The organism is Pseudochrobactrum sp. B5 (assembly GCF_001939785.1).
GTDB lineage: Bacteria > Pseudomonadota > Alphaproteobacteria > Rhizobiales > Rhizobiaceae > Pseudochrobactrum > Pseudochrobactrum saccharolyticum.
Genome location: NZ_MOYL01000002.1, coordinates 213526 through 239237, shown reverse-complemented (window position 1 = coordinate 239237; position 25712 = coordinate 213526). Strand labels below are relative to the sequence as shown.

Annotated in this window: 21 protein-coding genes and 1 riboswitch; of the genes, 8 read left to right on the top strand and 13 right to left on the bottom strand. The window is 51.1% G+C overall.

Going from position 1 to position 25712, the window contains the following annotated elements:
• Positions 1-30 precede the first annotated feature (30 nt).
• The 5 genes from BKD14_RS07625 to BKD14_RS07605 form a co-directional block, all read right to left on the bottom strand.
• Positions 31-1032 (bottom strand): ATP-binding cassette domain-containing protein, encoded by a 1002-nt coding sequence (locus BKD14_RS07625; RefSeq protein ID WP_075654965.1) that lies wholly within the window; start codon positions 1030-1032, stop codon positions 31-33.
• A 62-nt stretch (positions 1033-1094) separates the two neighbouring features.
• Positions 1095-2162, bottom strand: a complete 1068-nt coding sequence (locus BKD14_RS07620; RefSeq protein ID WP_075654963.1) for a Gfo/Idh/MocA family oxidoreductase — start codon at positions 2160-2162, stop codon at positions 1095-1097.
• Positions 2159-2998 (bottom strand): carbohydrate ABC transporter permease, encoded by an 840-nt coding sequence (locus BKD14_RS07615; RefSeq protein ID WP_022711921.1) that lies wholly within the window; start codon positions 2996-2998, stop codon positions 2159-2161. Before BKD14_RS07615 ends, BKD14_RS07620 begins: the two co-directional genes overlap by 4 nt.
• A gap of 10 nt (positions 2999-3008) precedes the next feature.
• Positions 3009-3938: a sugar ABC transporter permease gene (locus BKD14_RS07610; protein WP_022711922.1), complete on the bottom strand. Its 930-nt coding sequence runs from the start codon at positions 3936-3938 to the stop codon at positions 3009-3011.
• A gap of 175 nt (positions 3939-4113) precedes the next feature.
• Positions 4114-5388, bottom strand: coding sequence for an ABC transporter substrate-binding protein (locus BKD14_RS07605; protein ID WP_075655739.1), 1275 nt, complete (start codon positions 5386-5388; stop codon positions 4114-4116).
• 646 nt (positions 5389-6034) lie between these two features.
• Between BKD14_RS07605 and BKD14_RS07600 the strand changes: the two genes are divergently transcribed.
• Together BKD14_RS07600 and BKD14_RS07595 are read left to right on the top strand one after the other, a co-directional pair.
• The gene (locus BKD14_RS07600) at positions 6035-6913 is read left to right on the top strand and encodes a BadF/BadG/BcrA/BcrD ATPase family protein (RefSeq protein WP_075654961.1); all 879 of its coding nucleotides are present in this window, start codon (positions 6035-6037) and stop codon (positions 6911-6913) included.
• Positions 6913-7305, top strand: coding sequence for a pyrimidine dimer DNA glycosylase/endonuclease V (locus BKD14_RS07595; protein WP_075654959.1), 393 nt, complete (start codon positions 6913-6915; stop codon positions 7303-7305). Before BKD14_RS07600 ends, BKD14_RS07595 begins: the two co-directional genes overlap by 1 nt.
• Positions 7306-7385: 80 nt before the next feature.
• Here the strand turns inward: BKD14_RS07595 and BKD14_RS07590 are convergent, their stop codons facing one another.
• The gene (locus tag BKD14_RS07590; protein ID WP_075654957.1) at positions 7386-8789 is read right to left on the bottom strand and encodes an L-serine ammonia-lyase; all 1404 of its coding nucleotides are present in this window, start codon (positions 8787-8789) and stop codon (positions 7386-7388) included.
• Positions 8790-9870: 1081 nt separating this feature from the next.
• On the opposite strand from BKD14_RS07590, the gene BKD14_RS07585 reads away from it, so the two are divergent.
• Positions 9871-10833 carry a heparan-alpha-glucosaminide N-acetyltransferase gene (locus BKD14_RS07585; protein ID WP_083646999.1) on the top strand — a complete coding sequence of 321 codons (963 nt, stop codon included), beginning with the start codon at positions 9871-9873 and terminating at the stop codon, positions 10831-10833.
• A gap of 35 nt (positions 10834-10868) precedes the next feature.
• On the opposite strand, the gene BKD14_RS07580 is transcribed toward BKD14_RS07585, so the two are convergent.
• Together BKD14_RS07580 and mgtE are read right to left on the bottom strand one after the other, a co-directional pair.
• Complete coding sequence (locus BKD14_RS07580; RefSeq protein WP_022711931.1) at positions 10869-11255, bottom strand: MerR family DNA-binding transcriptional regulator; 387 nt, start codon at positions 11253-11255, stop codon at positions 10869-10871.
• Positions 11256-11533: 278 nt separating this feature from the next.
• Complete coding sequence (gene mgtE / locus BKD14_RS07575) at positions 11534-12955, bottom strand: magnesium transporter (RefSeq protein WP_075655737.1); 1422 nt, start codon at positions 12953-12955, stop codon at positions 11534-11536.
• A gap of 498 nt (positions 12956-13453) precedes the next feature.
• On the opposite strand from mgtE, the gene BKD14_RS07570 reads away from it, so the two are divergent.
• Both BKD14_RS07570 and BKD14_RS07565 read left to right on the top strand, forming a co-directional pair.
• Positions 13454-13813: a hypothetical protein gene (locus BKD14_RS07570; protein WP_022711934.1), complete on the top strand. Its 360-nt coding sequence runs from the start codon at positions 13454-13456 to the stop codon at positions 13811-13813.
• On the top strand, positions 13814-14161 hold the full coding sequence (locus tag BKD14_RS07565) for a VanZ family protein (RefSeq protein ID WP_022711935.1): 348 nt from the start codon (positions 13814-13816) through the stop codon (positions 14159-14161).
• A 130-nt stretch (positions 14162-14291) separates the two neighbouring features.
• Here BKD14_RS07565 and BKD14_RS07560 read toward each other — a convergent pair whose 3' ends face one another.
• On the bottom strand, positions 14292-15557 hold the full coding sequence (locus tag BKD14_RS07560) for a Glu/Leu/Phe/Val dehydrogenase (RefSeq protein WP_075654953.1): 1266 nt from the start codon (positions 15555-15557) through the stop codon (positions 14292-14294).
• A 371-nt stretch (positions 15558-15928) separates the two neighbouring features.
• A riboswitch (cobalamin riboswitch) is annotated at positions 15929-16125 on the top strand.
• Between the two features lie 63 nt (positions 16126-16188).
• Here BKD14_RS07560 and metE point away from each other — a divergent pair.
• The 3 genes from metE to BKD14_RS07545 all read left to right on the top strand — a co-directional run bounded on the left by metE (position 16189) and on the right by BKD14_RS07545 (position 20478).
• Positions 16189-18537, top strand: coding sequence for a 5-methyltetrahydropteroyltriglutamate--homocysteine S-methyltransferase (gene metE, locus BKD14_RS07555; protein ID WP_075655735.1), 2349 nt, complete (start codon positions 16189-16191; stop codon positions 18535-18537).
• 372 nt (positions 18538-18909) lie between these two features.
• The gene (locus tag BKD14_RS07550; RefSeq protein WP_245293594.1) at positions 18910-19764 is read left to right on the top strand and encodes an acyl-CoA thioesterase; all 855 of its coding nucleotides are present in this window, start codon (positions 18910-18912) and stop codon (positions 19762-19764) included.
• A 210-nt stretch (positions 19765-19974) separates the two neighbouring features.
• On the top strand, positions 19975-20478 hold the full coding sequence (locus BKD14_RS07545) for a Dabb family protein (RefSeq protein WP_083646925.1): 504 nt from the start codon (positions 19975-19977) through the stop codon (positions 20476-20478).
• Between the two features lie 69 nt (positions 20479-20547).
• Here the strand turns inward: BKD14_RS07545 and BKD14_RS07540 are convergent, their stop codons facing one another.
• The 4 genes from BKD14_RS07540 to BKD14_RS07525 form a co-directional block, all read right to left on the bottom strand.
• Positions 20548-21720, bottom strand: a complete 1173-nt coding sequence (locus BKD14_RS07540; protein ID WP_075655729.1) for an iron-containing alcohol dehydrogenase — start codon at positions 21718-21720, stop codon at positions 20548-20550.
• 34 nt (positions 21721-21754) lie between these two features.
• A complete protein-coding gene (locus BKD14_RS07535) occupies positions 21755-23140 on the bottom strand; it encodes an aldehyde dehydrogenase family protein (RefSeq protein ID WP_075654951.1) in 1386 nt (461 codons plus the stop codon).
• A 27-nt stretch (positions 23141-23167) separates the two neighbouring features.
• The gene (locus BKD14_RS07530; RefSeq protein ID WP_022711943.1) at positions 23168-24538 is read right to left on the bottom strand and encodes a glutamine synthetase family protein; all 1371 of its coding nucleotides are present in this window, start codon (positions 24536-24538) and stop codon (positions 23168-23170) included.
• A gap of 82 nt (positions 24539-24620) precedes the next feature.
• Complete coding sequence (locus tag BKD14_RS07525) at positions 24621-25691, bottom strand: TRAP transporter substrate-binding protein (RefSeq protein WP_075654949.1); 1071 nt, start codon at positions 25689-25691, stop codon at positions 24621-24623.
• Positions 25692-25712 lie beyond the last annotated feature (21 nt).

The following is a 25712-nucleotide window of genomic DNA, read 5'->3' as shown; positions in this document are numbered from 1 at the left end:
ATTTTACGCTTATTTCAAGAATCGCGGCGCTTAGCGGATCGCACGCCCCTCGCCGTCAAAGCGATGGATTTTATCGCTCTCCGGCGTCGCATAAATCACAGTTCCCGGCTCCACACGATACTGGCCGAAAATACGCACTGTCAGCAGCCCTGCAGTTTCGGTATCCAGATAGACATTGGTATCAGCACCGAGTTGTTCAACGTGAACGACAGAGCCTTTCCACTGACCTGAATTGCTGTCCAGCGTAATATGCTCAGGCCGGATGCCGATGCGCTTTGCCTGATCGTCATTCAGCGCAGTAGCATCGACGAAGTTCATCTTCGGTGAACCGATAAAGCCTGCGACAAACTCATTGTCCGGTGCATTATAGAGATCCATCGGTGCACCGACCTGCTCAATCCGCCCTGCATTCAGCACAACAATTCGGTCTGCCAGCGTCATAGCTTCCACCTGATCATGAGTCACATAAATCATGGTTGCAGACAGCTGGCGATGCAGCTTGGCGATTTCCAGACGCGTATTCACACGCAATGCCGCATCAAGATTGGAAAGCGGCTCATCGAACAGAAACAGTTTAGGCTCGCGTACCAGCGCACGGCCAATCGCCACACGCTGACGCTGACCACCGGAAAGTTCGGCCGGACGGCGCTGCAAATAGCTCTCAAGCGACAACATGCCGGAAGCCTGCGTAACCCGTTCACTAATTTCAGCTGCCGGTTTTCCTGCCTGTTTAAGACCAAGCCCCATATTGGCTTCAACCGTCAGGTGCGGATAGAGCGCATAGCTCTGAAACACCATGGCAATACCGCGCTTGGCAGGCGGCGTCTGATTAACCACCTGATCGTCAATACGCACTTCACCGGAATTGGCATCCTCCAGCCCCGCAATAATACGCAGCAGTGTGGATTTTCCGCAGCCGGAAGGCCCGACGAAAACGACCAGTTCCCCGTCCCGCACATCCAGATCGATACCTTTGATAATATCGACCTGACCATATGATTTACGGATATTATTGAGTTTCAGAGTTCCCAAAGTCGTTTTCCTGTCAGAATGTTTTCAAGGCCAAAGCTACGCAATGCAAATCGCAGGCTGTTTTATAATTTCACAGCCAGACCGCTGCGCACACTTTCATCCGCGGCAAGACAAATACGCAAAGACTGTACCGCATCGTCCATATGACGGGTCAGGTCAATATTCTCAGTGATCGCTTTCAGCATGAAAGCCTGCTCGCGGTCACACAATTCCTGATGATCCGGCTCACCCTGCATAGATAAAAGCTCGTCGTGCTTTTTGAACTTGCCCTCTGCATCAGTTTCAGCCTGATGCACGCGGATCACAGAGGTTTTGGTGTGGGTATTGATATCGGCAGAGCTTGCGCCCTCTTCCATCACGATGGAAACACAGCCCTTAGGCGAGATCACATCTTTCACGAAGAAAGCTGTTTCCGACATCATCGGCCCCCAGCCTGCTTCATACCAGCCGACCGAGCCATCGGCGAACAACACTTGCAAATGGCCGTAATTATACATGCCTTCCGCAACTTCATCGCTCAAACGCACGCCCATGCCGCGCACTTCTACAGCCTTGGCATCGGTGATCTGGCACATCACATCCAGATAATGCACACCGCAATCAACAATCGGCGATGTGGTTTTCATCAGCTGTTTATGCGTCTGCCAATGGGCACCGCTGGACTGCTGGTTCAAATTCATACGGAAAACATATGGCCCGCCGAGATTGCGCGCTTCTTCAATCAGGCGTACCCATGACGGATGATGGCGCAGAATATAGCCGATCACGAGCTGGCGGCCTGTTTCCTTGGCTTTTGCCACCACACGTTCCGCATCAGCCACAGTTGTCGCTAGCGGTTTTTCAACGAAAACGTCACTGCCGGCTTCCATTGCCATAATCGCATAATCAGCATGGCTGTCCGAATAGGTCGCCACGCAGACCAGATCAGGCTTCAGCTGCTGCAATGCCTCTTCATAGGAAGTCAGCAGCGGATAGGAGCGCAGTTCCTCTGGCAGATTAACGCTTGAACGATTGACCAGACCGACAATCTCAAAGCCCGGATTTTTATGATAGGCCAGCGCATGGCTTAAGCCCATATTCCCCAGACCGGCGACCATTACGCGCAGTTTTTTTGCCCCGACTTCACTCATTTGACTGCTCCTGCGGTAATGCCGCGAATTAACTGACGGGAGAATATGAAATACAGGATCAGTACCGGCAGGATTGCCAGCGACAGCGCGGCCAGAACCGCATTCCAGTTGGTTACATATTGCCCGATAAACATCTGTGCGCCCAGCGTAACGGTTTTGGTTTCCTCAGACGGCGCAAGGATCAGCGGGAACCAGAGATCATTCCAGATCGGGATCATCGTAAACACCGCAACTGTTGCCATAGCCGGACGCACCAGCGGCAGCACGAGGCGGAAGAAAATACGATATTCACTCAGACCATCCATACGGCCGGCATCTTTGAGGTCTTTCGACACCTGCCCCATAAATTCAGACAGGATGAAAATCGCCAGCGGCAGTCCCTGCGCCGTATAAACAAGGATCAGCGAGGTCAGCGTATTCACCAGACCACTGGCCACCATCAGTTCCAGAATGGAAACTGTGCCGAGGCGGATCGGGATCATAATACCCAGCGCCAGATATAGCCCCATCAGTGTATTACCGCGAAAGCGATATTCCGACAGTGCGAAGGCGGCCATTGCTCCGAAAATCAGAACCAGCGCAATCGCCACAACAGTGACAATCATACTATTCTGAAAATAGAGGAAGAAATTCCCCTGTGACGTGACGGTCTGATAACCGATCAGACTGAATGTTTCCGAATTCGGCAATGACAAAGGCGAGCGAAAGATTGCTGCCTTGGTCTTGAAGGAGTTGATGATGATAATCACCACCGGAAACAGGGCGATCAGCGTATAGAGGATAAGGATCGCATGGGCGGCGATACTGCGTACCGGAGACTGTGTTGCGCGGCTCATATTAATATCCTCAGAATTGGTAGCGACGCAGACGTCGCTGAATACCGAACAGATAGACACAGACGCCGATCAGAATGATGAAGAACATCAGCGAGGCGATCGTTGCACCCATATTCTTGTCGCCAACCTGAAGCTGGAAACCGAAGAAGGTGCGGAACATGAATGTGCCGAGAATATCGGTGGAATAATTAGGCCCAGCCAGTGCACCCTGCGCCGAATAGATCAGATCGAACGCATTGAAATTGCCGACAAAGGTCAGAATGGAGATAATTCCGATGGATGGCAGGATCAGCGGCAGCTTGATCTTCCAGAACTGTGATGCGCCGGTAATCCCGTCGCATTCCGCAGCTTCAATAATCTCATCAGGAATAGACAGCAGCGCCGCATAGATCAGCATCATCGGAATACCGATAAACTGCCAGACCGAAATCAGGCCAAGTGCTGTCAGCGCATATTCTTTCTGGCCGAGCCATGGTGCGAACAGGCTCTTCAGCCCCACCAGATCCAGCATATTCGGCGCCACGCCCCAAAGCGGTGACAGGATCAGCTTCCACACGAAACCGACAATCACAAAGGACAGAATGGTCGGAATAAAAATCGCCGAGCGGTAGAAAGCGGCAAAGCGCAGTTTCGGATGGCTGAGCAATGCGGCAAGCAAAATACCGATCGGGTTCTGCACCACCATATGGATGATAAAGAACCACATATTATTGCCCAGCGCGTTCCAGAAGCTCGCCGACCAGCGCTCATCACCGAGCAATGTGCGGAAATTATCCAGACCGACAAAAAAGCTTTCCTGATTTTCAACGCGGAACAGCGACAATTGCATGGTTCCGAAAAGCGGCAGGATCATAATAGCCGTATAAACCAGCACCGCCGGTGCCAGAAAAACCGCTATATGCCAGCGGAAAGGCGGTTTGCTTGTCGAATTTCGCGCCATACCGGTCGTAAGCTTTCAAACAGGGCATTTCCGGCAGAGCGACTTTTGTCTTGTGCCGGAACATGCATAAAAAACAGGTAACAATAATAACACGGCAAAAAAGCCACCCGCCTGCCCCCGCACCACATCTTCATCAGACAATGGCACGGGTTGCGGCGAATGGCTTCAATTCATGTTATTTCGCAGGCTTGTACCAGCTGTCGAGGCCTTTTTGCAGCTTTTCGCCGGCCTGTTCAGGTGTCACTGTACCATTGATAACATTGGCGGATTCAATCCAGGTTTCGTTTTCCAGATTTGGTGTACCGCGCGAGAGGATCTGGTAGGTCGAACGGATGGTCGATTTACAATCCTTACGCCAGCCAACCATTTCCGCAGCCAGCGGGTCTTCCAGCTTGATTTCGTTGGAAGACAGGCTGAAGAAGCCCGGCAGCGCATTCGCATAAATGGTTGCGAATTCATCCGATGCCACCCAGTTCAGGAACTTGGCTGCAGCTTCCGGATTTTTGGTCTTGGCATTCATGCCGATACCCAGATCGTTGTGATCGGAGATATAGCAGGTGTCGCCGTCTTTACGAACCGGAGGCGGAAACGCGCCCATTTTGAAATCAACCTGCGGGTTGAAAACGCTGATTTCCCATGAACCGGTCGGATAGATTGCGGCGCGGCCGAGGGTGAACAGGTTCTGGCTGTCCGGATAGGTCTGTGCTTCGAAACCGTCGCCCAGATAATCTTTCCATTTTGCAAGGGTCTTATAAGGGTCAACCCAGTCTGCATCGGTCAGCTTCTGTGTACCGGCGATCAGAGCCTTACGGCCTTCCTCACCCTTCCAATATGTCGGGCCGATATTCTGGTAGCCCATCGTTGCGGCTTCCCAAAGATCTTTGGTGCCCATAGCCATCGGAATATAGTTGCCGTCAGCTTTGAACTTGTCGAGCGCTGCGAAGAATTCTTCTTCAGTCTTAGGAACGCTGACGCCTACTTTTTCAAAGGCATCTTTGTTATAGATGAAGCCATGAATAACCGAGGCAACCGGCACGCAGAAAGATGTCTTGCCGTCATCGGTCTGCCATGCGGATTTTGCCACATCGCTGAAATTCTTCATACCATCGAGATCGTTGAGCGAAGACAGCTGGCCTTTTTCATAAAGCGCCAGTGACTTGTCGAACGGACGGCAGGTAATGATGTCACCGGCAGTACCGGCATCAAGCTTGGCACCCAGCGCCGCATCATATTCGGTTGGTGTAGAAGGATTGAAGGTAACTTTAATACCCGGATTGGCTGCTTCAAAAGCCGGAATGAGCTTTTCCTGCCAGATCGGCAGATCGTCATTACGCCAGCTTTCAATGGTCAGCGTTACATCCTGCGCCGAAGCGGCCGATACAGCACCCAATACGGAAGCACCAAGAACACTTGATGCCAGCGAAGCGGAACTGAAGTTTTTAAAGTTCATTTTACTCTCCCCGCGCGCACTCATTCAGAGGCGTCATTGAAATATGTTTGTTTCTGTTCTCAGAGCACTTCCGATTTTCCGGATAGTCACTTTCAGATCTTACCGTTGCAAAAAGCCGCACCGGCTGTTCATTATCAGCTGCCAATTCCGGCATACGGACAGGAAATCATGTCCCTCAGCCTCAGAACAGAACCATTGATTGCAGAAAGAAAAACTTCGGGAGTTTTCATGATGCAGGTTACGATATATTTCTCAAAATACCCCATCCGGCACTCACGGCTCCCTTAAGACCTCTTCTCCCGTCTGTCCTCGCATAGAGTAATGCGTAAATATCTTTTCCTGTCCAGCAAAAGCAAAGAATTTATCACCATTACTTGCATTCTCAGGCAGTCGTCTTATTCAAACAGCAATATTGGTTCTATTTTTTTCGACCATATGGATCATCATAAAAGACCATCCTTGAATACCAATTCACACAATCCGAGTGAAAGCAGGATTGTGCGACTCGCAAAAGCATTTAGCGGGCAATTAACGGGCCTTGCGGATAATTTAAAACGGTTTAAATGAAAATATTCTCGGAATTGGCAATTTGTGTTACCTGCAATAAAACCCGTATCAGAAACGGGCAGAGAATCGGGAGCATAATGTGGCGGATTATATTCTTGGCATAGACGGTGGCGGCACCGGATGCCGTGCAGCAATTGCAGATACAACAGGTAAAGTCTTGGGTACCGGTCAGGCAGGCCCTGCCAATATCATGACCGACATGGATATATCCGTGGTGAATATTCTTGCCGCTACCGATGCCGCACTACTTGCTGCCGAATTGCCGGTAAAATCCTATAGCCGCATTACTGCCTGCCTCGGTCTGGCAGGTGCCAATGTTTCCGGCGTTGCCGAACAATTGCAGCAAGCCCTGCCCTTTGCCAGAAGCAGTGTGGTCTCCGACGGTATTATCGCTTTGCAGGGTGCTATCGGCGATCAGGATGGGGTTGTAGTCATTCTCGGCACCGGCTCCGTCTATATTTCCCGTCGTAATCATAATGTTACTATGAAAGGTGGCTGGGGTTTCAAAGTCAGCGATCTGGGCGGCGGGGCGCGCCTTGGTCAGAAACTTCTGGAAGAATCCCTGCTGGCCTATGACGGTATTTATCAGCGCACACCGCTCAGCAATGCGCTGCTTGCCCATTTCGACAATGAGCCGCATGCCATTGTGCGCTTCGCCCATGATGCACGTCCGAATGATTTTGGTCGTTTTGCGCCAATGGTTTTTGAATATGCTGCGCAAAAAGACCCGCTGGCAGAAAAAATCCTCAAACAGTCAGTCGAGACGATTGAAGCCGCTCTCGACGTATCCATGAGTGACGATCAGCCGGTTTTATCTCTGATTGGCGGTCTCGGCGCGCTTTATGGCCCGCGCCTCTCTGCACGCTATCAGCCGCGCCTGCGTACACCAGAAGCCGATGCTCTGACCGGTGCAGTTGCCCTTGCAGCCAAATTAAACAGCAAAACCACCGCAATCTGATGACCCGTATCAATTGCATACCACCGCAGGAGCTGACGGGCCCGCATCTGGTGGCAGAATATCGTGAGCTGCCGCGGATTTTCACCCTTGCCCGCGCAGCCATCGAGCGCGGAGAAAAACCGGATGATCCGCGCAATCCGCGCAGCTACACTTTGGGCAAGGGCCATGTGCGGTTTTTCTATCCGCGTCTGGGCTTTCTCGTGCAACGGCAACAGGCATTGATTGATGAAATGCTGCGCCGCGGCTATCAGCCGTCTTATCAGTCAACAGCACATCTTATTGAAGGCATTCCGGCACAATGGTGCACTGACTGGCAACCGGATGAAACAGCAATCGCCATCAATAAAGAACGGATTGCCGAACGCCTGAATAAACTCAATTCAAAAGATTAAAATATTTCTATATCGTATTGATAAAAATAAAAAACTCCGCATTCATCATGCGGAGTTTTTTGTATTCTATAAAGCTGAAATCAGCACTCAACCACATTCACGGCAAGCCCGCCGAGACTTGTTTCCTTATAGCGCTCATTCATATCCACGCCGGTCTGGCGCATGGTTTCGATACAGGCATCCAGCGGCACGAAATGCGTACCATCGCCCTTCACGGCCAATGATGCACCGGTCACAGCCTTCACCGCACCCAGCGCATTGCGCTCAATGCAAGGCACCTGCACCAGTCCGGCAATCGGATCGCAGGTCATGCCCAGATGATGTTCCAGTGCGATCTCAGCCGCATTCTCGATCTGCTCAGGTGTTCCGCCCAGCACAGCAGCAAGCCCTGCGGCAGCCATAGCCGAAGCCGAGCCAACCTCACCCTGACAGCCAACCTCAGCGCCGGAAATCGACGCATTGTGTTTGATAATGCCGCCAACCGCTGAAGAGGTCAGCAGAAAGTCACGAATGCCCTTCTGGTCAGCATCATCATGGAAATGCAGATAATAGCGCATGACGGCAGGTACAACACCAGCTGCACCATTGGTCGGTGCGGTAACAACGCGGCCACCGGCAGCGTTCTCTTCATTTACCGCCATCGCATAGACGGACAGCCAGTCATTAGCGAGCAGCGGATTATGACGGTTCTGGCGCCATTCTTCATTGAGCCGGTCATGCAACTGCTTGGCACGGCGGCGCACCTTCAGTCCGCCCGGCATAATGCCTTCCTGTGTCAGTCCGCGCTCAATACAGCTGCGCATGGCATCCCAGATTTTATCCAGTCCCGCATCCAGCTCTTCACGGCTCATGCGGGTTTCTTCATTGGCGCGTTTCATTTCCGCAATGGAAAGGCCGCTTGCCGCCGACATTTGCAGCATCTCTTTCGCTGTGGAGAAAGGATAAGGCACATTATCGTCAACCTGCTTTTTGCCGCCGCTCACACGCGTTGCATTCAGCTCTTCCTCGGTGACAATAAAACCGCCGCCGATTGAATAATAAACGCGGCGCAGCAAAATACGGTCGTCACGATCCAGCGCTTCAAAAGCCAGACCATTGGCATGTCCCGGCAAAGCCACTTTACGATCCATTACCAGATCGGCTTTGGGATCAAAATCATAGGCGGGATGACCGCTCGGGCGAATTTTGTGCTCTTCATTCACTTTGGCCAGCAGATCGTCCATTTTATCCGGATCAATATTGGCCGGCAAAAACCCGCAAAGACCGAGAATAACCGCCCGATCCGTCGCATGGCCGATACCGGTAAAAGCCAGCGAACCATGCAGATAGGCCTTGATACGTGTCACTTTCGCATTATGCGGACGTGGCCACTCGCCGTCTTTCAGCTCTTTCAGAAACTGATGCCCTGCCGTCATCGGCCCCATTGTATGGGAACTGGACGGCCCGATGCCAATTTTAAACAGATCAAAAACTGACAGGAACATAGAAGATACCGTTCTTTCATATCCAGAGCATATCGCAGTTAAATGGACTCATTTAGCGTCCGCGAATATGCGACAAAGCAAAGAATCCAGAGCGAGCGCTATGATCCAATCTGGACGTAAACCGCTCTAAAAGTGCAGGCAAATCACCGCCCGCAAACTCCCTCATCTCAAGCCCTATATAACCCGTTATGCGGTTCTGTAAAACCGGATCAGATAAGTGTCTCACTTAATATGGTGGCAACATGCGCGGATTGCACCAAAAAACAGCAAGAAAGCGACAATGTTTGAAATATCGCCCTTTGAAAAAGCAGGCTCCAGAGCATTTCACAGTCAAGTTGGATCAACTTGACGCTCTTAAATTCGCCAAGTTGGATCAACTTGACGGCTGTGATAATGCGGCAAATTAAAGAATCTAGAGCGAGCACTGTGATCCAATCTGGACGTAAACCGCTCCAGCAAAACCGACAGCACAATAAAAAATCACCGGGCTTAAAAGCACCGGTGATCTGAACGCTCTGAAATTTCTTTTGAATATCCGTAATTACACGGAGAACAAATAGGTCAACAAAATTACAGCGGCCAATCCAATAACTGCCCAAAGGGTTACACCCCAGCAGGACTTCTGAACTGTTTCATCCATGGAATATTTTACTCGTTTCCGGTATTTCATTCATGAGAACATGCACCGCACTCATTGCTATGCCTGTCCCTTATTTATAATCCAAAGCCGGTTCACAAGCAATCTGCAATTGCGACGAAACCATGACATAGCAGCTATGCAAATTTACCATGATAGAAATTACCATTTAAATTCAATTATCTAATTGTAAAACCTCATCTTGTCATATTTACCATTTCGGCCAAATTCTGTCTGAACTACATGTAATAACCACACATTAAAGCCAGTTACCCTCCGTTACCGCACCAGTCTGACCACCAAATCACGACAAATCTCCTGTCATCTGTCAGCTTGTCACCGGCATGAACTCATTATAGCTATAGGCAATCAAATCCGTACAAACGCATCAGCTGAAAGTCTGCAATGAATCCGGCCAGCACTGCCATTAACGCTGAAACACCGATGAAATCCGGTTCACGTCTTGGACGATTGGATATTGCCCGCGGGCTGGCACTGATTGCCATGGCGATTTATCATTTCGGCTGGGATCTGGAGTTTTTCGGCTATCTGGTGCAAGGCAGCGCCAGTCAGGGCTGGTGGCGGATTTTTGCCCGCTGCATCGCTTCCAGCTTTCTCTTTCTGGTCGGCTTCAGTCTGGTGCTTGCCCATGGCCGCGCCATTCGCTGGCAGCCATTTTTCAAACGTCTAACGCAAGTGGTTATTGCCGCCGCCGCAATCAGCCTGCTGACATGGTTTTTCATGCCGCAAGGCTTTATCTTCTTCGGCATTCTGCATCAGATCGCACTGGCAAGCCTGCTCGGCCTGTTATTCCTGCGCATGCCCGTATGGATCACTGTTGCACTGGCCGCAGCAATCATAGCAACACCGGTTTATTTCCGCGCAGAAATTTTCGACCATCCGGCACTGTGGTGGGTTGGTCTTTCGACCATTAATCCGGTTTCCAACGATTATGTGCCGCTGTTTCCGTGGTTTGGCGCAGTGCTGCTTGGCATTGCGGCGGCGCGTATCATGCAGTCAACCGGTTTGCTGCGCTTGCTGCAAGGCGGGATCAAACCGCAATGGCTGGAACGTCTGCTCATCTTTATCGGCCGTCACAGCCTGATCTTTTATCTGGTGCATCAACCGGTTCTGATCGGTCTGCTCTATGGGGTTTCGGCAATCTTTCCGCCGTCACCGGCAATTCAGGCGGCCAATTTTGTCCAGCAATGCACTGTTCAGTGCAGCGCCGACAGCGATCCGCAACTATGCCGGATCTATTGCGATTGTATGCTGGAAAATATCCAGAGCAACCAGCTGACCAATCTCTTGAAAAGCAGCACCACAACAGATGAAGAGCGCGAAAAACTCAGCACATTCTCCGCGCAATGTGTCGCTAAAACGCAAGAAGGGCAGCCTGTTCAATAAGAATAGACTGCCCTTCCGATTAATTAAACGTGCTGTCAGGTACGCACACCCAGCTCGGCCATGCGTCCGATGCAGGCTTCTTCAACCTGATCCAACTCGCTCAATGTCTCGTCAATATCGCGGCGTTTCTGGCGTAAATCCTCGCGCTTTTCTTCAACGCGCTTAATGAGCAGGCGCAGCTGACCGGCCTCACCCGGCGGTTCGCGATACATCTGGATAATTTCGTGAATTTCAGCAATCGAAAAGCCGAGCCGTTTGCCACGCATAATCTGTTTAAGCAAATGCCGGTCTGAAGGACGGAAAAGACGTGTCCGACCACGACGCAGAGGATGAATTAACCCCTCGTCTTCATAAAAGCGCAGAGTTCGTGTGGAAATCCCAAACTCCCTCGTCAGCTCCGTAATCGAATAATATTCACGCATTCAGTCCACCAACTTGTTTTCTTCTCTTTGTGACATCGCATTTACGTAAAAGTCAATATTTCATTCGCAATTGCTTGATAGTCATTGCCGGATTAGTTTTGCCGGATTGTTTTTGGGAGTACCCGAAAAACAATCCGGCCTGTAAAAATCTCATTTTTGCTGTAAATCGCGAAAATCCCCGCTCACAAAGCAAAATATCATTCAATATTAAATAATAAAAAATACGCAACAAAAAATCGCATAAGACGCATATTACGCAACTTTAAAACACACAGGATTTAAGAGAACGAGAAGCCGAACCACCAGGTCGCCAGACCGAGAAAGGCGAAGAAGCCGATCACATCCGTCACAGTGGTCACAAAAACCGCAGACGCAATGGCCGGATCCGCACCCAGACGGTGCAACAGCAACGGAATGAGAATTCCGCCCAAGGCTGCCGCCAGCATATTGATAATCATTGCACTGCCGATAATGCCGCCGAGATGCCAGTTATCAAACCAATAACCCGCAACTGTGCCGATCATAATTGCAAACATCATGCCGTTAAGCAGCCCGATCAGCGCCTCACGGCGAATAACGCGTGCCGCATTGTGAATATCAATATTACGGGTGGCAATCGCACGCACAGTCACTGTCATGGTCTGGGTTGCCGCATTCCCGCCCATTGAGGCAACAATCGGCATCAGCACCGCCAGCGCCACCATCTGCTGGATGGTACCGTCAAACAGACCAATCACTGAGGCAGACAGAAAAGCCGTAAACAGATTGACGAACAGCCACGGCGAGCGCGAGCGGGCAATAGTCATGAAGCTGTCGGACAGTTCTTCATCACCCACACCACCGAGACGCATAATGTCTTCTTCGGCTTCTTCCTGAATAACATCCACCACATCGTCAATCGTCAGCACGCCGACGAGACGTTCATTCTCATCGAGAACAGCAGTGGACAGCAGGTTATATTGTTCAAAAATCTGTGCGGCTTCTTCCTGATCCATCGTCGCGGGAATAGCGTGGCGTGCCTCAACCATCAGGTCTTCCACACGCACAACACGCTGCACACGCAGCAGGCGGTCAAGATCAATCGTGCCAAGCAGATGAAAAGCCGGATCGATTACAAAAACCTGCGAAAATCTGTCCGGCAGGTCGTTGTCTTCACGCATATAGTCAATCGTCTGACCAATCGTCCAGAATGGCGGCACGGCGACAAATTCCGTCTGCATACGGCGCCCTGCACTGTCTTCCGGATATTCCAGCGCACGACGCAGCCGGATACGCTCGGTAAATGGCAGCTTGGCCAGAATCTCGTCCTGATCCTGCTGGTCCATATCCTCAAGAATATAAACCGCATCATCGGAATCGAGTTCCTGCACGCCCTCGGCAATCTGCTCGTTGGGCATGGCATCCACGATCTCAAGACGGATCGCTTCATCAACCTCGGTCAGCGCTTCAAAGTCGAATTCTTCACCGAGCAATTCCACCAGAGACTGACGCTCAGTGGCATCCAGTGCTTCAAGCAGATGGCCGAGTTCTGAAGGGTGCAGATCGCGCACTTCATCGCGCAGAAGATCGGCATCGCGCGCTTCAAGCGCAACCTCAATACGGGTTACAAGCGCCTCACTGACAGAACCGTCCTCATCATACACATCGTCGCGGATATGTTTTTCGGAATCAATATTTTGGGACGGGTCAGTGTGCTGCATATGAACCGTTTCAGTGAGAGAGCAGAAAATGGACGGGAAAGAACGCAATCAGGAAAACAGCGTCTAACAGAACTGTATATCCGTTTTGTGTCGTATCTGTGCAATGCGCACAGCAACTCTATAAAAAGCCAAAAGCATAATAACAAGGTACTGCACCGCAGCAAACCACCGGAAAAATGACTTATCATCGCTGATATGTCCGATGTGCAACACAGCTGAAATACGGGCAAAAGGTGCTCAATCCATAAATCTGCTCTGTAAAGCTGTCATAATTCATTCAAGCGTAGTCTAGAGCGGTTTGCGTTCAGATAGGACCATAGCGTCCGCTCTAGGTTCTTTATTTGGTCGCATTTTCACAGCCGTCAAGTTGGGTCAACTTGGCGAATTTAAGAGCGTCAAGTTGCTCCAACTTGACTGGGAAATGCTCTAGCCCTCAATCCCCCTCCGTGCTAAGGCGGCAGACAGAAGCCTTCCGAACCCGCTCCAGACAGGTTTACGATGAGAAAAGCAGTCATTGCATTGATCGGCATTGGTGGTGTGGTCGCAGCATCCTGCGCTGGCACCTATTTCTATACAATGTCTGCCGGACAGCAGTCTCTGAAACAGCTTGCTCAGGAAGGCGGGTTTTGTAAAGACACCCGTCAGACAGATTGCGCAGACGGCGTAGAATATGCCAAATCCTATCTCTCGACGGAGTTCGGCCTTTCTCCGCGTGGCGTGCAATGGTGCATCGGCGTCGATGAAATCGCCGGCCGTGATTTCCTTCTCGGCGAGACTGTCAAAACGCTGTTTACCGAAATGCTGTATCTTCCCTGCAATGAGGATGAAACCCAGCAGCTACCGACTGACGAGGAATAAATGCGCCGTTTTCCTGTATTGCCTGTTCTTGCCTGGTTGATGCTGGCCTTGCTTCTTGCAGTCACCATTAGTCCGATCGGCTTTCGTCCGCATATTCCGGGCTATGTGACAGCCGAGCGTTTTACAATGCTGCTGGTAATCGGCCTGCTGTTTTGTCTGGCCTATCCGAAGCGCTGGGCGCTGGTTCTGATTATGCTGATTTCTGCTGCCGGTTTGTTTGAACTGATGCAGCGCCTGACGCCCGACAGACATGGCGAAATCTCGGATTTCATTGTCAAATCCGCTGGTGCTATTGCCGGTGTTACACTCGGAAAAATCATTCTTTTCTGGAAACAATCTTTAAAATAATCAAAAAGATACTTCATCTTCTTCATAAAATGAAAAAGGCCGGTTTCACCGGCCTTCATTATATTTTGTATTTGCATCGGGGATCAATTCCCGTTCCCTTTTCAGGCAACAAAATCACCCCCATTGCGTCTTACGCAACAAAGTCACTTTGCGTGCCATGTGCTTCAATCGCCTGCGAGAGACGCAACAGCGCATGAACATAAGCGGCGGTGCGCATGGTTACGCCTTTGTCCTTGGCAACATTCCAGATAGCGCGACCTTCCCGCTCCATAATCACGCGTAAGCGCGAATGGATTTCTTCCAGCTCCCAATAATAGCACTGACGGTTCTGCACCCACTCAAAATAGGAAACGGTCACGCCACCGGCATTAGCCAGAATATCAGGCAAAATGGTTACGCCCATTTTTTCCAGAATAGCATCGGCTTCGGGTGTCACAGGACCATTGGCCAGCTCCACAATCAGCTTGGCTTTCACAGAACCGGCATTGCGTGCATGGATCATATCTTCCATAGCTGCAGGCACCAGCACATCACAGGCAACGCCGACCAGATCTTCCGATGCCAGTGCCTCATGACCGCCATGTCCGACTGTTGCCAGAACCGAGCGGCCATTCTGCTTCGCATGGATCAGCGCCGCAACATCCAGACCGGATGCACAATAAACCGCGCCCTCAGAATCCGATACCGCAACAATCTTATGACCATCACTGGTCATCAGCTTGGCCATATGCTGACCGGCATTACCAAAGCCCTGAATGGTGACATGCAGTTCTTCTGACAGCCCGAGATCGGCAGCCAGATGGCGCACCAGATAGAAACCGCCGCGCGCCGTTGCATCATCACGACCAAGCGAACCGCCGAGCGCAATCGGCTTACCGGTAATCACCGCAGGCGATGACTGGCCAACCATCTGCGAATATTCGTCGGCCATCCAGCCCATAATCATCGAATTGGTGTAAACATCCGGTGCCGGAATATCGCGGTCAGGCCCCAGTATACGGGCAAAAGCCTGAATATAAGCGCGTGACAACCGTTCCAGCTCTGCCTTGGAGAGTTTACGCGGATCAACCTGAATTGCGCCCTTGCCGCCGCCATAAGGCAGATTCATCACTGCGCATTTGAAGGTCATCCAGAACGCCAGTGTTTCCACTTCTTCAGCTGTTGATTCAGGATGGTAACGGATGCCACCCTTTGTCGGGCCGCGTGTATCATCATAACGGCAACGCCATGCAATAAAGGATTTTCGTGATCCGTCATCCATACGGATCATCAGTCGCACCTTGGTAGTCTCTCGGGCAAATTTCAACTTTTCGATAACATCCGCGTCAATATCCAGATGGCTGGCGGCTTCATCAAGACGAACAAGTGCATTTTCGAGAGGATTATCCTGCGACATCGAAATTTCCCTTTCTTGCGATTGCAGCATGAAAAATTACGTTTTGCATAACTTTTGCCAGCCATTCGCGCAATAAAAATATGGCAGCTATACTGACATTATGCAAAATCAGCACAATATCAGACCGTAAGCACATGATTAATGCGACATGCGCTGACGCGGAAATGTATATTAGAAAAATAATCTGACGCCGTGTCCGCACAAATCCCTGATGGCGCATATTTTCACCATTTGATTCGTATCAGCGAGACTTCACCTCTGCATCCTGCCAATGATTTTTACGCATCATTGCGCAACTCCACTGCAATTCATAACTATATATCCATATAAACAAATCTTTATATCATAATTGACATTCGTTTTTTGATGAGGCAGTCTCTCCATATCGTGGTTCTTCCTGCAATTGCGCAATCCTCCCAAACCTTTGCCCGATTGTATGAAAGCTAAGAGGGAATGCGGAGCGGCCAACAAATCGGCTTTCAGGCAACTGAAATGGCAACATTTCGGGAAGGCTGGAGCGAATGATGACCCGCAAGTCAGGAAACCTGCCCGTTACATTTTTAAGAGACATAAAGAGCTGCGCGCCTCCTGCCCGCAGCAACAATTTGCCAGCATTCGTCGGGGTATTGAAATGACCGTTACTACAGCCAATCTCGGTTTTCCGCGTATCGGAAAACAGCGCGAACTCAAATTCGCTCTTGAATCCTACTGGGCAGGCAAATCCTCACAGCAAGACCTGCTTGCCACGGCCAAATCCTTGCGCGCCGCCAACTGGAAACTGCAGCAGGAGAAAGGCATCAAGAACATTCCGTCCAATGACTTCTCCCTCTATGACCATGTGCTTGATCTGGCTGTAACGCTCGGCGTTATTCCGGCAGTCTATGGCTGGAAAAGCGGCAAAGTTGATCTGGACACCTATTTCGCACTGGCACGCGGGGGTAAGGTCATTATACCGATAGAACTGGCAAGTTGCAGCTGCGGCCGTGATCACGGCAACGGCGCCTCCGGTAATGGCGTACCCGCGCTGGAAATGACCAAATGGTTCGACACCAATTACCATTATATGGTGCCGGAATTCAGCGCCGGTCAGACATTCACCCTGACCGACAATAAAGCGCTCAACGAATTCAATGAAGCTAAAGAACTCGGCATTCACACCCGCCCTGTTCTGCTCGGGCCAGTGTCATTCCTCAAGCTCGGCAAATCCAACGATGCCAATTTTGATCTGAACAAGACACTGGAAGCCCTACTGCCGGTCTATACGGAAATTCTTGCCCAGCTTCATGCGGCAGGCGCTGACTGGGTGCAGATTGATGAGCCGGTTCTGAGCCTTGATCTTGATGCCCGCGACCATGAATCTATCCGCACGACCTATGAGTTTCTGGCGGAAAAACTGCCGGAACTGAAAATCCTGCTGGCCAATTATTTCGGCTCCTATGGCGACAATCTGCTGACCGCTATCACACTGCCGGTTGCCGGTTTGCATCTGGATTTGGTTCGCGCACCACAGGATCTTGATGCCGCTGCTAAAATCGCCCGCCCCGATCTGGTGCTATCACTCGGCGTAATCGACGGCCGCAATATCTGGCGCGCTGATCTGCGTGGCATTAGCGAGCGCGTGAAATCAGTCATCGCCAAGCGTGGTGCAGATACTGTGCAAATTGCACCATCCTGTTCGTTACTGCATGTGCCGATTGATCTGACATCGGAGAAGAAACTCGATACGGAAATCCGTCAGTCCCTGGCTTTTGCTGTGCAGAAACTGGAAGAACTGGCTGTGCTCGGCACAGTTCTTGGCGACAAGCCGGAAACAGCAGAAGCCGCTTTAAAGGCCTCGGATGAAGCTATTGCCGCCCGCAAGGCCTCAGCCAAAGTCAATAATAAAACAGTGCAGACACGCGTTGCAGCGATTACCGATGCGCAGTCACATCGCAACAGCCCGTTTGATACACGCGTCAAATTGCAGGCAAATCATTTAAAACTGCCGCTTTACCCGACAACAACCATCGGTTCTTTCCCGCAGACCACAGAAGTCCGTCAGGCACGTTCGCGATTTACTAAAGGTGAATTGTCTGCTGCCGACTATCAGACCTTCCTTGAGCAGGAAACCGAAACAGCAATCCGCTGGCAGGAGAAAATCGGCATTGACGTTCTGGTACACGGCGAATTCGAACGCAATGACATGGTGCAATATTTCGGCGAACAGCTCGACGGCTATGCCTTCACCCAATCCGGCTGGGTACAGAGCTACGGTTCGCGCTATGTGCGCCCTCCGGTAATCTATGGTGATGTTTCCCGTCCGGTTGCCATGACTGTCGAATGGGCAAAATTCGCCCAGAGCAAAACCGACAAGCCGATGAAAGGTATGCTCACCGGCCCTGTTACCATGCTGCAATGGTCATTCGTACGCGATGATCTGCCACGTTCCGAGGTTTGCCGCCAGATTGCTCTGGCATTGCGTGATGAAGTGACTGACCTCGAAGCCGCAGGTATCAGCATTATCCAGATTGATGAACCGGCTCTGCGTGAAGGTTTGCCGCTGCGTAAAAGCGACTGGGCTGCCTATCTGGAATGGGCTGTGACAGCCTTCCGTCTTAGCGCCGCCGGCGTGAAAGACGAAACCCAGATCCACACCCATATGTGCTATTCGGAATTCAACGACATTATGCCTGCGATTGCAGCACTGGATGCCGATGTGATTTCGATTGAAACCTCACGTTCCAAAATGGAACTGCTGAGCGCTTTCTCCGAACAGGGCTATCCGAACGAAATTGGTCCGGGGGTCTATGACATTCACTCGCCACGTATTCCTGATGTGGAAGAAATGGTCGATCTGATCGAAAAAGCAGCGCAGAAACTCAAGGCGCAGCAGATTTGGGTCAATCCGGATTGCGGTTTGAAAACCCGTGGCTGGGCAGAAACCAAACCGGCTCTTGTCAATCTGGTTGAAGCTGCCCGTCAGCTGCGCGCCGCTGCCTGACAATAAAGACAAGCAGCACAAACAAGATAAAGGCCGTGACAGTCCCCACTGTCACGGCTTTTTCATTATGTGACAAATACGGATTGAATATTGAAAAACAATAAGATGGAATATCTTCCTGATATAACAGGTCAATAACCGGCATCACTATGCCGTCACCAAACCTTGTATAATGGCCTTATGCGCCGTAAAAGCGCGAAAGATAGAGCATGGCGCAGCTAAATGGACTCATTTAGCGTCAGCGAACATGCGGCAAATTAAAGAATCTAGAGCGAGCACTGTGATCCAATCTGGACGTAACCGCTCTAGTGTTTAAATACCGGATAAGGACATGCCTTCTGCAATCCGACAGAGGCATGCAAGGACAAATCCATGACAGCGCCCCTGAATGATGACCAGAAAATCCAACCATCTGATGAGATGATTTACGGTCAGGATGTGCCTCTGATTTCACGTCTCGTGACAGTTGTTTTCCCCGGAGACACCAACCATCACGGCACATTATTCGGCGGCGCAGGCTTTGCGCTGATGGATCGCGTGGCGTTCATTGCTGCCACCCGTCATGGCCGTGTGCCTTTTGTTACGGCCTCCTGCGAACGTATTGATTATACAGCGCCGGTTAAGCTCGGGCAGATTGTTGAACTGACGGCCAGAGTTATCCGTGTCGGCCGCACCTCGCTTTCGGTTGAAGTGGAAATGGTGGCTGAGAATATGATCGGCGGCGAGCGTGTGCTCTGTACCCGCGGACTGTTCCACATGGTTGCTAAGACAGAGCTGACAAAAGACAAAGCATGGAGCCTGCCGCCTATGCCGAAGACAGAAACAGCAGAGATTATTGACGACCAATCGACACTTTTACGTATGTCGGATGTGGTATTTGCGGATCAGGCCAATTCCTATGGCACCATGTTCGGTGGTGAGGCTATGGCTGAAATGAGCAAAAGTGCTTTCATTGCCGCTACCCGTTATTGCCGCCTGCCAACTGTGCTGGCTTCTTCCCGCAGAATGGATTTCAAATATCCGGTGCGTGTGGGGTCTATTCTTGAACTCGTGTCTAAAGTCATCAAATCCGGTCGCAGCTCTGTCGTTGTTTCCACAGAACTCTGGTCGGAAGATCTGATGAGCGGCGAACGCCTGATGACTGCAAAAGGTGAATTCACCATGGTAGCAGTAGATGAAAGCGGCCATCCGGTGCCGGTACTGGCCGAAGAAGGCTCACGCCCTTAACTGCATCAATCCATGCCGGCAAAATCTTGTAATTTTGCCGGCGCATCCGGCCAGTTAACCGTCAATTGCGCCGCAAATACAACAACTTACAAAAAACACTTTTATTAAAATCATATTTTGTATATTTCTCAAAGCCATAATATTTCATACTAAAGTGCATTTAATTTCAGAATACTTATTGAATATCATAAAATAAATTTTGAGGCCATTATGCATCAATTCATTAAAGCCACAGCATTATTACTCTTCCTCACCCCTTCCGCGCAGGCGCAATCTATCTGGCACGGCAATCATATTCCCGTTATATTCCAGCAGGATGAAAAACCGGAAATTTTTACAGCGCCGGACTATAAACCCGGTGTCATTCGCCACATTGTCCTGTTTCGCTACAAGCCCGATGTAAGTGATGCACAGCGCATGGCCGTTTTGCTGCGTTTCCGGAATATGAAGCACACAGCAAGGCGCAATGGTGAGCCTTATATTGTTTCCATTCATGCAGGCAGACAAAACAGTTTTGAAAATCTTGGTCAGGGTTTCGATCAGGCATTTATTGTCAAATTCCGCTCTGAAGGTGACCGGAACTATTATGTCGGCACACCGGCCGTGATCGATCCCGCTTTTTACGATCCGGAACATCAGAAGTTCAAAGAATTTGTTGCACCGCTATTGGCCGATCGGGGCTCGCTGGTCTTTGATTTTGTCTCCGACAAATAATCCATGCTCCAAAAACAAAAAGGCGGCAGCTTCATGCTACCGCCTTATTCTGTACAGCAACTCACACTGTCAGGCTGTGCCTTTAAGCGCCTGATTAAGCAGCTTCAATGCGCCTTCTTTTGTCAGCTCAACCGGATTGCCACCGGCTGTCGGATCAACAATGGCCATTTCCGCAATCATATCCTTGCGGGCATCATCCATTTCCAGACCTTTGATAAATTCCGGCAGGCTGTCCGGCACATTCAGCTCTTTGCGCAGTTTCATCACTGCTGCAACGAAGCCGTCAAACCCGCCTGCAATACCAAGATAGTCAGCCAGACGACTAATACGGGTTTCAATCGCTGCACGATTAAACGCGAGCACATAAGGCATGAAGACCGCATTGGTCATGCCGTGATGCGTATCATAAAGCGCGCCGATCGGATGCGACAGTGAATGGATAGCGCCAAGCCCCTTCTGGAAAGCTGTTGCGCCCATTGCCGCCGCAGCCATCATATTGGCACGCGCTGTAATATCGCGACCATTCGCATAGGCGACCGGCAGATTTTCAAACACCAGCCGGATACCTTCCAGCGCGATACCATCCGCCATCGGGTGATAACCCGGTGCGCAATAAGCTTCCAAGCAATGCGCCAGTGCATCCAGCCCTGTGCCAGCCGTGATGAAAGGCGGCATACCAACGGAAAGTTCAGGATCAGCAATCACCGTCACCGGCAGCATTTTCGGATGGAAAATCACTTTTTTGGTGTGCGTGGCTTCATTGGTCAGCACTCCGGCGCGGCCAACTTCCGAGCCGGTACCGGCTGTTGTCGGCACCGCAATCACCGGTGCAATCACCGCGCTGTCTGCGCGTGTCCACCAATCGCCGATATCTTCAAAATCCCAGACCGGACGTGTCTGCTTGGCCTGAAACGCAATCAGCTTGCCAAGATCAAGCGCTGAGCCACCGCCAAATGCAATCACACCATCATGATTGCCGTCATTATAGACTTTAACACCGGCTGTCAGATTGCTCTCGACCGGATTAGGCTTCACTTCAGTAAAAGTGCCGTATTTTACACCGACTTCATCCAGCACTGCCAAGGTCGATGCCACAACCGGCAGCTTCGCCAGTCCCGGATCGGTGACGAAGAGCGGGTTACTGATACCGGCAGCTTTCAGCACTGCAGGCAGTTCTTTAATACGACCGGCACCAAACAGCACAGTGGTCGGAAAGTTCCATTTTGAGATCAATGTTGTCATTGCATTTGCTTTCACATCAAAATTCAAAGGCAGATCAGATTTTTTCACGCAGGTGATAGGATTTCGGACGGGTGAGATTGCCGTAACCGATTGACGACAGCGAAGCGCCCTTGCCCGTATCTTTAACACCGGTCCAGACCAGTCCCGGATCGAGATAGTCACAGCGGTTCATAAACACGGTGCCGGTTTCAATCTGATCGGCAATATTGGCCGCACGATCCGTATCCGGTGTCCAGAGCGATGCTGTGAGGCCGAAATTGCTGTCATTCATCAGCGCAACAGCTTCTTCATCGCTGCGCACTTTCATGATGCCGACAATCGGCCCGAAGCTTTCTTCGCGCATCACGCCCATCTGATGATCGACATTCGTCAGCACTTCCGGCGCGATATAAGGCGAACCGGCACGGTCATTCTCGACCTGCATATTGATATGGGCTTTTGCACCCTTACGCAGTGCTTCCGCCTTCTGTTCGCGGATCAGATCGGCAAAACGCGCATGTGCCATTGGCCCCAATGTTGAGGATGCATCCAGCGGATTGCCCACCACATATTGACTGGTCAGATCAACAAAGCCGTCAACGAATTTGTCATAGACCGCCTCATGCACATAGATGCGCTCAATACCGCAGCAGCACTGGCCGGAATTGAAAAATGCACCATCTACGAGATTGGCAACTGCATGCTCGACATTAACATCCGGCAGCACATAGGCAGGATCTTTACCGCCAAGCTCCAGCCCGATACTCATAAATGTACCGGCAGCGGCCTTTTCAATCGCACGCCCGCCGCCAACTGAACCGGTGAAATTCACATGGTCAATTGTGCCAGAGGCCAGCAGCGCTTCCGTGGTTGCATGTCCCAGCACCACATTACTGAAAACACCTTTCGGCAGACCGGCAATCTCAAAGGCTTTGGCAAAGCGCTCACCGGCCAGTAATGTTTGCGTGGCGTGTTTGAGGATAACCGTATTCCCCGCCATCAGCGCCGGAATAATCGTGTTCACCGCAGTAAGATACGGATAGTTCCACGGCGCAATTACCATCACCACGCCAAGCGGCACATGCTTCACATAGCGGCGGAAACCGTCTTTCTCTTCCGGAACCAGCGGTTTGAGCGCCTCTTCCGCTATATTAATCATATATTGACCGCGTTCCTGCACGCCGCCATTTTCTCCGCCATAGCGTACCGGCCGCCCCATCTGCCAGGCAATTTCCGGCACCAGCTCGTCATTCATTGCGGCCAGAGCAGCGAGCGCCGCCGAACAATATTTTGCGCGTTCAGCAATGCTCAGCGCTGCCCAGCCTGCCTGCGCCTGTCTGGCTGCAGAGACGACAGCCTGCACCTGCCCCAGATCAAGGCAGGCACGTTCCGCATAAACAGAACCGTCAATCGGAGAAATCAGTCTCGCCACTTCGCTCATGGCTTCATTCCTTTTATAATTCTTAAATCAATAGCGCTCGAAACCACGATGCAGCTCCCAGTCAGTGACACGGCGGTCATATTCAACCTGCTCCCAATCAGCCGTATGGACATAGTGATTGAGAACCTTCTCGCCCAAAGCCTCTTTCAGGAATTCAGAATTCTTCAGCGTTTCAATGGCATCGCGCAGGGTGTATGGAATTTCTTGCAGCTTCACCGCCGCATAGGCATCGCCGACAAACGGTTCTTCCAGTTCCAGCTTCTCATCAATACCGCGTAAACCCGCAGCAATCAGTGCAGCAAAAGCCAGATAAGGGTTGAGATCAGAACCGCCGATACGGCATTCAATACGAATACCTTTGGTACCCTCGCCGCAAAGGCGGAAACCGGCTGTGCGATTATCCCGGCTCCATGTGATCTTGGTCGGCGCGAAGGTGCCTGCCTGAAAGCGCTTGTAAGAATTGACATATGGCGCGAGGAAATAGGTGTAATCGGCGGCATATTTCAGCTGTCCGGCCACCCATGAGCGCATCAATGGCGACATGGTGTAAGGTGCATCCGGATCGTAAAACAGTGACTTACTGCCATCCAGACTCCACAGGGAATTATGCACATGGCTGGAGCTTCCGGCTTTGCAATAATCATATTTCGCCATGAAGGTGATGCATTTGCCCTGCGCCTCGGCAATTTCCTTCATTGCATTTTTCATGATGACATGGCGGTCGGCCATATCCAGCCCTTCGGCATAGCGAACATTGAGTTCCTGCTGACCGGAACCTGCCTCGCCTTTTGAATTCTCAATCGGAATACCGGCTTTGGCGAGATGATTACGCATCGCACGCAGCACTGGTTCTTCCTTGCTGGTCAGATGGATCATATAATCCTGAATATACGGAGAGGATGTATCCATATGTTTCCAGTATTTATCGCGGGCAGATTTATAAGTCTCATCAAAGAGATAGAATTCAAGCTCTGAAGCAAAATAGGCGCGGTAACCGCGCTCTTTCAGCCGTGCGAGCTGTTTCTTCAGCATTGCGCGCGGTGAGTGCGCGAGATCGGAATGATCGTGATGGTCGAGCACATCGCATAATACCAGAGCGGTTTTCTCCAGCCATGGCGCAATCCGCAGCGTGGACATATCCGGCTTGATGACAAAATCGCCATAGCCCTGATCCCAGCTGGCAGCCTCATATCCGGCAACCGGTTCCATATCGATATCATCGGCCAGCAAATAACTGCAACCATGGGTTTCATCATAGGCAGATTCAACAAAAAACTGCGCATAGAAACGCTTGCCAACCAGTCGTCCCTGCATATCTGTCAGGCAGACGAGCACGGTATCAATCTCATCATTCGCGACCGCTTTTTTCAGCGCATCAAAAGTCAGGTTTCCGGTCATTTACAACTCCGTGCTTCATCGGCATTTTATTAGAATGGAGTGTCGCCGCCCCTCCGGCGGCGACAGTTTTTGTAAATTTTGGTTATGCTCCGTAGCGATATGGTGCACCGGCTTTGCGCATGGTTTCCTGATATTTCTTCAGGATTTCGACCACTTTGGCATTGCGCGGGCTCTTGGCCGCAATTTCATCCCAGAACTTCATGGCCTCATCTTCAACTTTGCCCCATTCCGCTTCCGGAATAGTTGTCAGTTCAAGCTTGCCGCCGGTGGTGCGGTAATGGGCTTCACCCCACCAGTACCAATGCTGGCGGTAGTAATGGGAGCTGTCCATGCTGAGTTTAAACAGCTGCTGCAAATGCGCAGGCACGGCATTCCATTTTTCCGTATTGGCAAAATAGGAACCTGCCCATGCCCCGCTGATATTATTGGTGAGATAATATTTATTAATATCAGCCCAGCCGACGGTATAAACTTCGGTCGCGCCCGACCAGCACACGCCGTCCAGCTCGCCGGTCTGAATGGCCACTTCAATATCTTCCCAAGGCAGGGTCACAGGCACCACACCAAAACGGGTGAGGAACTGACCACCGGTCGGGAAGGTAAAGACGCGCAGACCTTTCAGGTCTTCCAGCGAACGGATCGGCTTGGTGGTTGCGAAGTTGCACGGATCCCATGAACCGGCGCTGAGCCATGTTACACCCGGAATTTCCTTATAGGCTTCTTCCCAGATTTCATTCAGGCCGTACCAGTTGAACAGTACCGGCACATCAAGACTGTAACGCGAAGCGAACGGGAAATACGCCCCGAACACCGACACGTCCACCGGCGATGCCATGGAGTCATCATCAGACTGCGCCGCATCAATAGTACCCGCCTGCACAGCACGGAACAATTCGCCCTGCGGCACCAGCTGATCGGAAGTATAAAGCTCGATCACCATCTCGCCATTGGCAGCCTTGTTGAAGGCATCAATAGAAGGCTTGATGACGTGTTCTGCCAGAGCAGGCCCTGCATAGGTTTGCAGGCGCCATTTAATCGGGCTCTGTGCTTTCACATAAGGGGTGGCGAGTGCAGTTGCGCCAACAGCCCCGACAGTGGTCAATGCAGACTTTTTAAGAAAGTCGCGCTTATTCAGAAATTTGCTGTCACTCATTTGCGTGTCTCCCGTCGCAAT

Coding starts and splice junctions, on each gene's coding strand:
- BKD14_RS07585 (WP_083646999.1), top strand. CDS start 9,871: ATGAAATCCGGTTCACGTCTTGGACGATTGGATATTGCCCGCGGGCTG.
- BKD14_RS07540 (WP_075655729.1), bottom strand. CDS start 21,720: ATGACAACATTGATCTCAAAATGGAACTTTCCGACCACTGTGCTGTTT.
- BKD14_RS07580 (WP_022711931.1), bottom strand. CDS start 11,255: ATGCGTGAATATTATTCGATTACGGAGCTGACGAGGGAGTTTGGGATT.
- BKD14_RS07545 (WP_083646925.1), top strand. CDS start 19,975: ATGCATCAATTCATTAAAGCCACAGCATTATTACTCTTCCTCACCCCT.
- BKD14_RS07610 (WP_022711922.1), bottom strand. CDS start 3,938: ATGGCGCGAAATTCGACAAGCAAACCGCCTTTCCGCTGGCATATAGCG.
- BKD14_RS07595 (WP_075654959.1), top strand. CDS start 6,913: ATGACCCGTATCAATTGCATACCACCGCAGGAGCTGACGGGCCCGCAT.
- BKD14_RS07570 (WP_022711934.1), top strand. CDS start 13,454: ATGAGAAAAGCAGTCATTGCATTGATCGGCATTGGTGGTGTGGTCGCA.
- mgtE (WP_075655737.1), bottom strand. CDS start 12,955: ATGCAGCACACTGACCCGTCCCAAAATATTGATTCCGAAAAACATATC.
- BKD14_RS07550 (WP_245293594.1), top strand. CDS start 18,910: ATGACAGCGCCCCTGAATGATGACCAGAAAATCCAACCATCTGATGAG.
- BKD14_RS07615 (WP_022711921.1), bottom strand. CDS start 2,998: ATGAGCCGCGCAACACAGTCTCCGGTACGCAGTATCGCCGCCCATGCG.
- BKD14_RS07620 (WP_075654963.1), bottom strand. CDS start 2,162: ATGAGTGAAGTCGGGGCAAAAAAACTGCGCGTAATGGTCGCCGGTCTG.
- BKD14_RS07530 (WP_022711943.1), bottom strand. CDS start 24,538: ATGACCGGAAACCTGACTTTTGATGCGCTGAAAAAAGCGGTCGCGAAT.
- metE (WP_075655735.1), top strand. CDS start 16,189: ATGACCGTTACTACAGCCAATCTCGGTTTTCCGCGTATCGGAAAACAG.
- BKD14_RS07565 (WP_022711935.1), top strand. CDS start 13,814: ATGCGCCGTTTTCCTGTATTGCCTGTTCTTGCCTGGTTGATGCTGGCC.
- BKD14_RS07560 (WP_075654953.1), bottom strand. CDS start 15,557: ATGTCGCAGGATAATCCTCTCGAAAATGCACTTGTTCGTCTTGATGAA.
- BKD14_RS07525 (WP_075654949.1), bottom strand. CDS start 25,691: ATGAGTGACAGCAAATTTCTGAATAAGCGCGACTTTCTTAAAAAGTCT.
- BKD14_RS07535 (WP_075654951.1), bottom strand. CDS start 23,140: ATGAGCGAAGTGGCGAGACTGATTTCTCCGATTGACGGTTCTGTTTAT.
- BKD14_RS07590 (WP_075654957.1), bottom strand. CDS start 8,789: ATGTTCCTGTCAGTTTTTGATCTGTTTAAAATTGGCATCGGGCCGTCC.
- BKD14_RS07605 (WP_075655739.1), bottom strand. CDS start 5,388: ATGAACTTTAAAAACTTCAGTTCCGCTTCGCTGGCATCAAGTGTTCTT.